The sequence below is a fragment of the Bauldia litoralis genome (genome assembly GCF_900104485.1).
Lineage (GTDB): Bacteria > Pseudomonadota > Alphaproteobacteria > Rhizobiales > Kaistiaceae > Bauldia > Bauldia litoralis.
On the sequence record NZ_FMXQ01000022.1, the window covers coordinates 1 to 9,552 of the forward strand.

Genomic DNA, 9,552 nt, shown 5'->3' on the forward strand with positions numbered 1-9,552 from the left:
ATGCTGCATCTCTACGCTGCTCTTGCCGAGAAGGAGCGGCGACTGATCTCCGAGCGGACGCGGTCGGCGCTAGCGGCGCGAAAGGCTCAGGGCGCTCGACTGGGCAATCGAATCAATGCTGCCGAGGCAGCGGCGCGGGGACGAAGGGTTCAAGTGCAAGAGGCTGCCGCGTTCGCCGCGAACGTCCTACCGATCATCGAGTCCCTACGAGCATCAGGCATCATGGACCTGCGGGGTCTCGCTGCGGCGCTGAACAACCGCGGCGTCCGCACCGCACGCGGCGGCAAGTGGCATGTGTCTAACGTCAAGAACCTCGTTCATCGCTTGAGCAGCTAATCCCTTTTTTAGACGGGAATAACGGGCGTGACCACGCGCCGCGATGACGTCCTTGATGCGCCCGGCTCAAATGGCAAACGCACCTTTGAGCCGAAAAGTCGCAGCCTGAGCGATGGAATTGAAAACCCTGTCTGCAATGGCCATGTAGGGATCATGATGATGTTCAGCATTCATATTCGGTTTCTGCTTTTCGCAGGGTCGCTCCTGAACCGCCGGTAGCCCCGGGCGGGGTGGGTTTTGATGCCCATCCACGCTGCCGGGGTGTTACCTGATCCCAGATCCAATCTTGACAGAGGTGCCTGCGCCGACCCGGCCGGCAGCATGCGGATGCGCATGTTCGCCCACCGATGTCCGTCACGTAAGAAATTTGAGGATGACATGTCCAACTACCTGCATGCCCGACTGCACGATCCGCTCACCCCCCGCGGCGTCGGGTTTTTCCGCCGATGGGTCATGGCGATCGCCAAGCGGCGCCGGATGATAACAGCGCTCGAAAACCTCGATGACCGGACGCTTGCCGACATCGGAATCTACCGTGGTGAGATTCCAAGCATCGTTGACGGGTTCGATTCACGCGAGTTGCGGATGACTCCTGTCGCTCCGCCCCCGATTGCCGAAGAACCAGACTACGAGCGCGCTTCGAACGTCGGCTCGAACCGAGTTCGCCTTGTCACGCTCCGATTGACGGATGCGTGAGGAGACGAGTGCTAGGGATTGACGCCGAAAGAGCGAAGGGAAGGAGTGAACAAACCGATGATCTGTGAAGCTGACTTTGCCGAAGTATTTCCGTGGATGGGTAAGTTGGAACGCCGAAGCGAGCCGGATGCGAGGCCGTCGGCAAGTGAGGCCTGTATCGCACGATGGGAAGACGAAGGGGGGACGGTACTCGACAACCCGCAGCCCGCTCGGCCTCGGACGCAAACGTATGGCCCGCCCCGATTGCAAAGGGCGATTATGTGACGACGTGAGCAGTCTGCAAAAAAGTATCCGGCAGGTCGGCGCGTGGGCCGCTGCCAGGATGGTGATGCGCGCATCCCGATCCTCATAAGGGGCCGGCCTCGAAGGCCATTCTGCGTCGGAGGCTGTGGTCGCGCGCGGCGGTCGGCTAAAGGCGGGTCGAGGGCGGCGAGGAGATGGTCTCCAGCGCCACTGCCATGTAGGACTCGGTGGAGTCGAATGCCGCCTGACCAGCCGGCGTCCAGCGGGCGTGGCGCTCTATGACCCGGGCGCCGTCGCGATAATGCCGGGTGTGACGATCCCGGGCCTCGGCGGCGGCCGCAGATTCAGCCGCGGTGAGGCGCCCCGACGCGAGCAATCGGGTCACCGTGTAATGCATCCGCGCCACGACATAAGTGGCGTGAAGCACACCGTCCATCGGTCGGATGTCGACGCGCAGCGGCGAGGCATAGCGCTCATCGTCGGGGTTCTCGACCAGTGGTCGGCCAAGACCAAAGCCGAAGAGAAGGGCGTGCGCTGCCTCGTGGGCCAGCGCTTCTGCAATGTCAACGCGGGTGGCGTCCGGCTCGAGCCGCAGGAACAGCGCACCCCAGAGCTGGAAACTCGAGGCGCCGCCGAAATAGGCTTCGTCGGTCGTCCCGACCAGGGCAATCTCATTGACGAGCTCCCGCAACTCGCCGGCGATTTCCGGAGCGCCCTTGTCGAGGAGCGCAAGCGCTTCGCGGACCCGTGCCGCCGCATCGACAAACGCCGGGCCCTGGAGCGGCTGCAGCCCGGCGCCGACCTCCGGGTCACTGTCGAGGAGCCTGCGGTAGCGCGCCGCCTGTCCCAGGCCGAGATCGCTGTCGGTCAGAGTGACAATGCGCATGCCGTCTCTGGCGCCAAAGCCGGGACGTACGAGGTCGTCGGCAATGACAGCCGCACCTACCAGGTCGTCGGCGAAGATAGTCTCCACGAGTTCGGTATAGGCGCCGAAGACCGCCGGCGAAACGGGCCCGGCGCGAACGCGGGCGATGAGCGCCTCCGGCGCGGCGCCATCGGAACGGGCGAGGGACTGCAAGACCGCGGTCAGGCTATCCGCCAGACCACCGCGCACGCGCTCAGCAACAATCGCGGCGCGATTCGCGTCGGGATGGAACGCATAATGGTCGCTGGCGCCTTCCGAGCCGATCTTCGCTGTCATTGAGCCCGATGCGCGAGCCTGACCCGCGCCGACGTCTACGATGTCGATCCGGGAGCCCTCGACTTGGCCACATTGTCGGCGGTGCTGGCCGAAACCGCGGGCTTGAAGCCCGGCTTGATCGTGACCTTGGCGCTGCTCGCCCGGCGAACGGTCTGGCCCGGCGCGTCGTCGCGGCGGTCAAAGCCGATCAGTTCGTGCCCGGCCAGTTGTTCCTTCGGTGACTTGCGTTCCATTGTGATCTCCTTGTCGGCGGATTGCGACCTTTGATCCGCGGCAGGCACCCTACGATGCGCCTGATTCAATTAACACTGGCCGGAGCTCCAGGAAAACCCCGTCCCTCGCGCACCTCGCGCTGTCCTTCGGACTGCTGTGGCACCCGTCACACGTCAAAGCTGATCGACCTGGGATCGTCCAGGAAAGGCTCTCAAGCCTTTTCCTCAGCCGTTGAAGAATTTCTTGTTTGGAGGGCTTCGGTCTCTTTACGTCATCGACACCCGGAAGGAAAGCCACCCTACAAGGCGCTGTGGTTCACCTACTGGCCAAGAAGTTCGCAACCAAAGCGCTGTTCAATTGCCCCAATGGCTTCGAAGTCCGGCATCGCATCTCCATCTTTCGGTATGCGTCGCTCCACCGCCGGCGTGCTGGTGGCAAGCACCAGTTCTTCAAAGCCGCCCGGCGTAAGCAAAAACAACATCTTCGCCGGTCCACGTCGAACAGAGTACCTGTGAGGGATGTGACGAGGCCCGTATAGGATCGTGCCTGGGCTCGCCGGAATAGCCTTGCCTCCAACTTCGAACTCTACCTCACCTTCGAGCACAACGAAGGTCTCGTCTTCGTTGTGGGAGGTCGTTCGTTCAGTCCCGGCGCCCGGCCGACGTTGCTTGCCTCGGGCGGGAAGACATGTCGGGAAGGCACGTACTCTTGTCCGATTTCCGCGCTCGGAAATGGCAGGAAGGCCGTGAACCCAGCACAGACGAACTCGCACATGCTGGTGTCGGCGGTGCCGCAATGGAGCTGGTCAGTGCAAGAGCGTTCCCCGTCATCGGTGACGTGCATCATCTCGCTGAAATGAACTGCATGGTCCAGCCCGGCACTCATGCGCGCGCCGCATGCGCCGGAGTCATCGTCGTGACCACGGCGATCACGAGCATGGCAAGCATCGTTACGAAGCGACCGAACATGACGTGAACATAGGCATTTCTCGCTGTGATGTGCATTGCAGCAGCCGTTGCCCTTTGGGCGAGCCGATGATTGATGACGCCTAACACCGCGCCAAATGGCGCCGACGATCGATGACTGCCTGATGCGGCGAAAAAAGAATGGGCCTGCCCGCCGAGGCGGCCCGTTCTGGGATGGCTCAGTGCCCCGAATGTGCGGCCGGTTCCGCCCGAATTGAGGGGGAGTGAACCGCCTGCACCTGGATGATGGCCAGCGCCGTTGCGGCGATCGATGCGGTGCCCAGAAATGCGATGGAAAGGCGTGGCATCGCCGGCCCCCGTCAGGCCGCTTCGCGCGAGGTGGGGTAGCCCGCCTCGGCGAGAACGGTCTCGATCTCGGCACGCGTGGCCGAGGTTTCGACATCAATCTTGCGGTTCTCGGGGTCGGCATTGACCACCGCACCCTTGTCGACCGACTGGATGGCCTTCGTCACGCTCCGGGCGCAGCCGAAGCAGGTCATGTTCTCGATGTGGAATTGCATGTTTGTCTCCTTTGTTTGTCTGGCGAGGAGAGACGTGGGGGCTCCCAGCATTGGAGGGTCAAGGGAGGATTTGCGGATTTTTTTCGGAGACGCCTTCGCCCGAAATTTCATGGCCACGATATGTGAACGCGCGCGCGCGAAGCAGCGCGGAGCCAACTCACACGGGGGAAAAACATCGCTTGACCCTCCCATCATGGGAGAGCCCATGTCCTGGCGCATCACCACGAATCCGAAGGGAATCAGCCATGAATGCGCCAGCCAGTGTCACCAGGGAAACCGTTTCCCTCCCGATTGAGGGAATGACCTGCGCCTCCTGCGTGGGGCGCGTCGAACGCGCACTGAAGATCGTCCCCGGCGTCCTTGATGCCAGCGTCAACCTCGCTACCGAGCGCGCAGATGTCCGCTTGGCCGGACCCGTCGATCGCGCCGATTTGATCCGGGCGATCGAGGATGCGGGCTACACGGTGACTGCGTCGACCATCGAACTCGCCATCGACGGCATGACCTGTGCCTCCTGCGTCGGCCGGGTGGAGCGCGCGTTGCACGCTGTGCCGGGTGTCATTGAGGCCACTGTGAACCTCGCCACCGAGCGCGCCACCGTGAAAGGCAGGGTCGAAGTCGCCACGCTGATCGAGGCGGTCGCGGGCGTCGGCTACGAGGCACGCCCGGTGGATCGGAGTGGCGCCGCAAATGCCGAGGCGGAGGCGCAAAAGGAAGAAGAGCGCCGCGTCCTGTCCCGCGATCTCGCAATCGCGGCGGGCCTTACCCTGCCGGTCTTCATCCTCGAAATGGGTAGCCATATCATTCCGGGCGTGCACCATCTGATCGCCTCGACCATCGGCATGTCTTCGAGCTGGCTGCTCCAGTTCGCTCTGACCTCGCTTGTGCTCGCGTTCCCGGGCATCCGCTTCTACCGCAAGGGCATCCCGGCGCTGCTTCGCGGCGCGCCGGACATGAACAGCCTTGTCGCCGTCGGCACACTGGCAGCTTACGCCTATTCGCTGGTCGCGACTTTTGCGCCGGCGCTGCTGCCGGCCGGTACGGTGAACGTCTACTACGAGGCTGCCGCGGTCATCGTGACCCTCATCCTTCTCGGCAGGGTACTCGAGGCGCGCGCCAAGGGCCGTACTTCCGAAGCGATCAAGCGGCTCGTAGGCCTGCAGTCCAAGACCGCTCGCGTGCAGCGCGGTGGCGTCATTATCGAGATCGAGATCGCGGATGTCGCACCTGGCGACATCGTCGAGGTGCGCCCCGGCGAACGAGTTCCGGTAGATGGCGAAGTGGTCGAGGGCGACAGCTGGATCGACGAGTCCATGATCACCGGCGAGCCGCTGCCTGTCTCAAAGTCCCCAGGCGCATCGGTCACCGGCGGGACGGTGAACCAGACGGGCGCTTTCGCCTTCAGCGCCACCGCGGTCGGAGGCGACACCATGCTCGCGCAGATCATCCGCATGGTCGAGGAGGCCCAAGGATCCAAATTGCCGATCCAGGGGCTGGTAGACAAGATCACCATGTGGTTCGTGCCGGCAGTGATGACGCTCGCCGCGCTGACCTTCGGCGTGTGGTTCTTCTTGGGACCCGAACCGGCGCTCACGTTTGGCCTCGTGAACGCGGTCGCGGTCCTGATCATTGCCTGCCCCTGTGCCATGGGTCTTGCCACGCCGACCTCGATCATGGTGGGCACCGGGCGCGGGGCCGAGCTTGGCATCCTCTTCCGCAAGGGCGACGCGCTGCAGGGTCTGCAGGACGCCCGCGTGGTCGCGCTGGACAAGACCGGCACGCTGACCGAGGGCAAGCCGACGCTGACCGATCTCGTCCTGGCGAATGGGTTCGATCGCGCTGACGTGCTGTCGCGAATCGCCGCTGTCGAAGCGAAATCAGAGCATCCGATCGCCCGCGCAATCGTCCAGGCAGCTGAGGCCGAAGGGCTTGTCCTGCCCGCCGTCGGGCCGTTCGAGAGCGAAACGGGCTTCGGCGTGACCGCAGAGGCAGGCGGCATCCGGGTCGAGATCGGCGCAGATCGCTACATGGCCAAGCTCGGCCATGACGTTGGAGCGTTTGCCGAAACGGCCGCGCGACTTGCCAACGAAGGCAAGTCGCCACTCTACGCTGCGATCGGCGGGCGCCTTGCCGCGATCATCGCGGTGGCCGATCCGATCAAGGAGACGACATCGGAGGCGATCCGGGCGCTTCATGATCTCGGCCTTAAGGTCGCGATGATCACCGGCGACAACCAGCGCACGGCGGAGGCCATAGCGCGGCGGCTCGGGATCGACGAGGTGGTGGCCGAAGTCCTGCCGGACGGCAAGGTCGCGGCGATTAAGCGTCTGAAGGCGCTTGGCCCGGTAGCCTTCGTCGGCGACGGCATCAACGACGCCCCGGCCTTGGCAGAAGCGAATGTGGGCCTCGCCATCGGCACCGGCACGGATGTGGCCATCGAGGCGGCCGATGTGGTGCTGATGTCCGGAAGCCTGAAGGGCGTGCCGAACGCCATCGCGCTCAGCGGGGCGACGATGCGCAATATCCGGCAGAACCTGTTCTGGGCCTTCGCCTATAACGCTGCGCTGATCCCGGTCGGCGCGGGCGCGCTCTGGCCGGTCTCCGGCATCCTGCTCTCACCCGTCTTCGCGGCTGGGGCAATGGCGCTGTCGTCACTCTTCGTCCTCGGCAACGCACTCCGGCTCCGCCGGTTCGCCGCGCCGATGGTCGAACCCGCCCGCGCCACAACTTGAGCACGTTGCGTCCCCGGATCGACCGGGGACGCTGTCTGCTTTCTGTCAAACCCCACCAAGGAAATTTGCCATGACCAGCACCGTCACCGTCACCGTCTATTCCACGCCGACCTGCCCCGATTGCCGCAACCTCAAGGCCTGGCTGGGCCGGATCGGCATTGCCTATGCCGAGCGCGACCTGACCGATCAGGATGTCATGGACGAGGCGAAGCGTCGTTTCGGCGTGCGCGTCGCCCCGATCACCGTGATCGGCGACTGGTTCACCTACGGCACCTTCGAGGACCAGAAGCCCCGGATCGAGGCTCGTCTGAAGGAGGTCGGGATATGGCCGATCTGACCCTCGCTCCGCCGCGGCCCCGTAGCGCACGCAGGCCCCTTGTCCTCGGCACGCTGGGCCATGTGGTCAACGACGCCTACACCGCCTTCCTTCCCGCGCTGCTACCGATGTTCCATCTCCAGCTCGGGCTGGAAGAGACGACACTCGCGGGCTTGGTCGCGATCTTCGCGCTGTCGACCTCCCTTCCCGGGCCCTTCCTCGGGAAGCTCTCGGACCGTTTCGGCGAAGCGCACATCACCGCCGCAGGCGTGCTCTTCAGCGCGGTGCTGCTCAGCCTTCTGGCCGTGGTGCCGAGCGTGCCGCTCCTCTTTGCGCTGGTCGCGGTGGCTGGTCTCGGCTCGGCGGCGATCCATCCCGCAGGTTCCATGCTGGTGCGACAGGGAACTTCCAGGCCGGAATTGGCGGTCGCTCTCTTTGCCGCCGGCGGCATGCTCGGCTATGCGGCAGGCCCGACGCTGCTGGCAGCCGCACGCGACCATGCCGGGCGCGCGCTGCCCCTCGTCCTTGCTCTGCCCGGCATTGTTGCCGCGGCGACGATCATGGCGCTCGTTCCGCTCGAAAGCACCTCCCTCCCTGCATCGACGAAAGCTGCGCGGTTTGAATGGAGGCTCGTCTTCGGTCCGGTTGGTCTGGTGACGCTGGCCGCCGCCCTCGCTTTTCTTCCCGCAACAGCTGTTCTCAACGGGCTTCCCCTGTTCCTGATGGAGCGCCACGGCCTGCCGGACACGCACCCCGCAATCGCAGGCACCCTCACCACGTTTTCGTTGGCCGCAGCGGTCGGCGGCATCGGCGTCGGTCTTCTCGCAGCCAGGCTTTCCCGGACATGGTTGCTCGCTGCCGTCCTGACCGGCAGCGTTCCGGCCTTCCTGGCGCTGTTGTGGTTGGCGCCGGATGCGACGGGCTATGTCATCGTGCTCGGCGCGGCTGGCGCGCTCAGCTATGCCGCCACCCCGATCCTGGTGGTCGCGGCGCAGGATCGCGCGCCACGATCGGGCGCGACGGCCTCCGGGATGGTCTTCGGCCTCGGCTCCGCACTGGCTGGCCTCATGTACTTCGGCATCGGCGCCCTGCAAGCCGAAGTCGGTGTCAGCTTGGCGCTGTCGCTCGCCTTCGTCGCGCCGGTTCTTTCGGCGGCGATTTCGTTCGCCGTCCTGCGTCGCATCCCTTCCTTTGCCGCTGCTTCCGTCACCGAAACGCTCTGCATCTGTGCCGCCGCCAGCGGTGCCGGCATCGTCACCTGTGCCCCTTCCTGCACTCTTTCCGGCAACGGAGTATTCCGAAATGCCTGACGTCACCCTTCTCAACATTGGCCGGACCATCAAGGTGCTGGACGGTGAAACAATTCTGTCAGCCGCTCTGGCCAAGGGAATAGACTATCCGCACGGCTGCAAGTCCGGCCGCTGCGGAACCTGCAAGTCCCGCCTCGCCGTCGGCGAGGTCGATCTTCTGGACCACTCCCGGTTCGCTCTGACCCCTGCGGAACGCGACGGAGGTCTGATCCTCTCCTGCCGCGCCGTGCCGAAGGGTGGCGCGAGCGTGGCATGGCTGGAGGATGAGGACACGGAAGCAAGACATCCGGTCCGCTCGTTTGAGGCCGAGGTGGTGGGGACCGAGCAACTCACACATGACATCCTGCGTCTGCGCCTGAAAGGCGGCAGCCCGGCGCTGCACTTCGCGCCCGGCCAGTACGCCACAGTGGAACTGCCAGGCGAGACCTCCCGCGATTACTCCATGGCAAACGCGCCGGGCGCGGAGGAACTGGAGTTCCATGTCCGCCGCGTTCCAGGTGGGCGCACCTCGGGCGCAATCCACGACCGCCTCCGTGCCGGCGACCGGGTTTGGCTGACGGGTCCGCGCGGCACCGCGCATCTTCGGGCGGGGCACACCGGGCCGATCCTCGCCGTAGCAGGCGGCTCCGGCCTCGCGCCCATCCTCTCGATCCTCGAGAGCGCGGTCGCCCAGGACATGCGGCAGCCGATCCGTGTCTATATCGGTGGACGAGACGAGCGCGACCTCTACGGCCTCGATCGCCTGGCCAGGCTCGCCGCGCAACACGGCGACATGACCGTGACGCCCGTCTTGTCCGCTCCGTTCGCACCGACCGACCGGCGAACGGGCTTCCTGCACACCGTGGTCCGCGCCGACCTGCAGGCCCTTGACGGATGGAAGTGCTACACGGCCGGCCCGCCTGCCATGATCGACGCCTTGACTGAGGTTGTTCTCGCTCGAGGTCTGCAGCGGGAAGATCTACACGCCGACGTGTTCTTTACGCCGACGACCGCGCCTCACTCAGTTGAAATTGCAGCAG

The 9,552-nt window shown here is 64.9% G+C and carries 12 protein-coding genes and 1 pseudogene; 8 read left to right on the top strand and 5 right to left on the bottom strand.

The annotated features are described in order from the left end of the window. The 3 genes from BLT60_RS23715 to BLT60_RS23720 all read left to right on the top strand — a co-directional run. A partial coding sequence (locus BLT60_RS23715) for a recombinase family protein (protein WP_090881360.1) occupies window positions 1–336 on the top strand: 336 nt, incomplete at its 5' end. Window positions 337–363: 27 nt separating this feature from the next. Beyond that, entirely contained in the window at window positions 364–555 is a 192-nt protein-coding gene (locus BLT60_RS24225; RefSeq protein ID WP_139167955.1) for a hypothetical protein, read from the top strand. 159 nt (window positions 556–714) lie between these two features. Beyond that, window positions 715–1,032: a DUF1127 domain-containing protein gene (locus BLT60_RS23720; protein ID WP_175478626.1), complete on the top strand. Its 318-nt coding sequence runs from the start codon at window positions 715–717 to the stop codon at window positions 1,030–1,032. A 409-nt stretch (window positions 1,033–1,441) separates the two neighbouring features. Here the strand turns inward: BLT60_RS23720 and BLT60_RS23725 are convergent, their stop codons facing one another. The 4 genes and pseudogenes from BLT60_RS23725 to BLT60_RS25085 form a co-directional block, all read right to left on the bottom strand. After that, a complete protein-coding gene (locus BLT60_RS23725; protein WP_090881366.1) occupies window positions 1,442–2,476 on the bottom strand; it encodes an aKG-HExxH-type peptide beta-hydroxylase in 1,035 nt (344 codons plus the stop codon). 35 nt (window positions 2,477–2,511) lie between these two features. After that, a complete protein-coding gene (locus tag BLT60_RS23730; protein WP_090881369.1) occupies window positions 2,512–2,709 on the bottom strand; it encodes a hypothetical protein in 198 nt (65 codons plus the stop codon). A gap of 299 nt (window positions 2,710–3,008) precedes the next feature. Then, a complete protein-coding gene (locus BLT60_RS24895; RefSeq protein WP_244521426.1) occupies window positions 3,009–3,170 on the bottom strand; it encodes a hypothetical protein in 162 nt (53 codons plus the stop codon). Between the two features lie 3 nt (window positions 3,171–3,173). Next, window positions 3,174–3,461 (bottom strand): annotated as a pseudogene (locus tag BLT60_RS25085) (cupin domain-containing protein); the annotation flags it as partial. On the opposite strand from BLT60_RS25085, the gene BLT60_RS24230 reads away from it, so the two are divergent. Next, complete coding sequence (locus BLT60_RS24230) at window positions 3,398–3,664, top strand: hypothetical protein (protein WP_175478625.1); 267 nt, start codon at window positions 3,398–3,400, stop codon at window positions 3,662–3,664. The pseudogene BLT60_RS25085 and the gene BLT60_RS24230 sit on opposite strands and share 64 nt — an antisense overlap. Before the next feature lie 310 nt (window positions 3,665–3,974). On the opposite strand, the gene BLT60_RS23740 is transcribed toward BLT60_RS24230, so the two are convergent. Further along, window positions 3,975–4,175, bottom strand: a complete 201-nt coding sequence (locus tag BLT60_RS23740; protein ID WP_090881375.1) for a heavy-metal-associated domain-containing protein — start codon at window positions 4,173–4,175, stop codon at window positions 3,975–3,977. 245 nt (window positions 4,176–4,420) lie between these two features. Between BLT60_RS23740 and BLT60_RS23745 the strand changes: the two genes are divergently transcribed. The 4 genes from BLT60_RS23745 to BLT60_RS23760 all read left to right on the top strand — a co-directional run. Beyond that, window positions 4,421–6,907 carry a heavy metal translocating P-type ATPase gene (locus tag BLT60_RS23745; RefSeq protein ID WP_090881378.1) on the top strand — a complete coding sequence of 829 codons (2,487 nt, stop codon included), beginning with the start codon at window positions 4,421–4,423 and terminating at the stop codon, window positions 6,905–6,907. 70 nt (window positions 6,908–6,977) lie between these two features. Further along, window positions 6,978–7,244 carry a glutaredoxin family protein gene (locus BLT60_RS23750; protein ID WP_090881381.1) on the top strand — a complete coding sequence of 89 codons (267 nt, stop codon included), beginning with the start codon at window positions 6,978–6,980 and terminating at the stop codon, window positions 7,242–7,244. Beyond that, on the top strand, window positions 7,232–8,533 hold the full coding sequence (locus BLT60_RS23755; RefSeq protein WP_090881384.1) for an MFS transporter: 1,302 nt from the start codon (window positions 7,232–7,234) through the stop codon (window positions 8,531–8,533). Before BLT60_RS23750 ends, BLT60_RS23755 begins: the two co-directional genes overlap by 13 nt. After that, window positions 8,526–9,552 (top strand): 2Fe-2S iron-sulfur cluster-binding protein (locus BLT60_RS23760; protein WP_090881386.1); only part of this gene is annotated, 1,027 nt, incomplete at its 3' end. The genes BLT60_RS23755 and BLT60_RS23760, both read left to right, overlap by 8 nt.

Excerpts from the sequence above, each read along its gene's own strand:
- BLT60_RS23720 (WP_175478626.1), top strand. The coding sequence starts at position 715 with ATGTCCAACTACCTGCATGCCCGACTGCACGATCCGCTCACCCCCCGC.
- BLT60_RS23725 (WP_090881366.1), bottom strand. The coding sequence starts at position 2,476 with ATGACAGCGAAGATCGGCTCGGAAGGCGCCAGCGACCATTATGCGTTC.
- BLT60_RS23730 (WP_090881369.1), bottom strand. The coding sequence starts at position 2,709 with ATGGAACGCAAGTCACCGAAGGAACAACTGGCCGGGCACGAACTGATC.
- BLT60_RS24895 (WP_244521426.1), bottom strand. The coding sequence starts at position 3,170 with ATGTTGTTTTTGCTTACGCCGGGCGGCTTTGAAGAACTGGTGCTTGCC.
- BLT60_RS23740 (WP_090881375.1), bottom strand. The coding sequence starts at position 4,175 with ATGCAATTCCACATCGAGAACATGACCTGCTTCGGCTGCGCCCGGAGC.
- BLT60_RS23745 (WP_090881378.1), top strand. The coding sequence starts at position 4,421 with ATGAATGCGCCAGCCAGTGTCACCAGGGAAACCGTTTCCCTCCCGATT.
- BLT60_RS23750 (WP_090881381.1), top strand. The coding sequence starts at position 6,978 with ATGACCAGCACCGTCACCGTCACCGTCTATTCCACGCCGACCTGCCCC.
- BLT60_RS23755 (WP_090881384.1), top strand. The coding sequence starts at position 7,232 with ATGGCCGATCTGACCCTCGCTCCGCCGCGGCCCCGTAGCGCACGCAGG.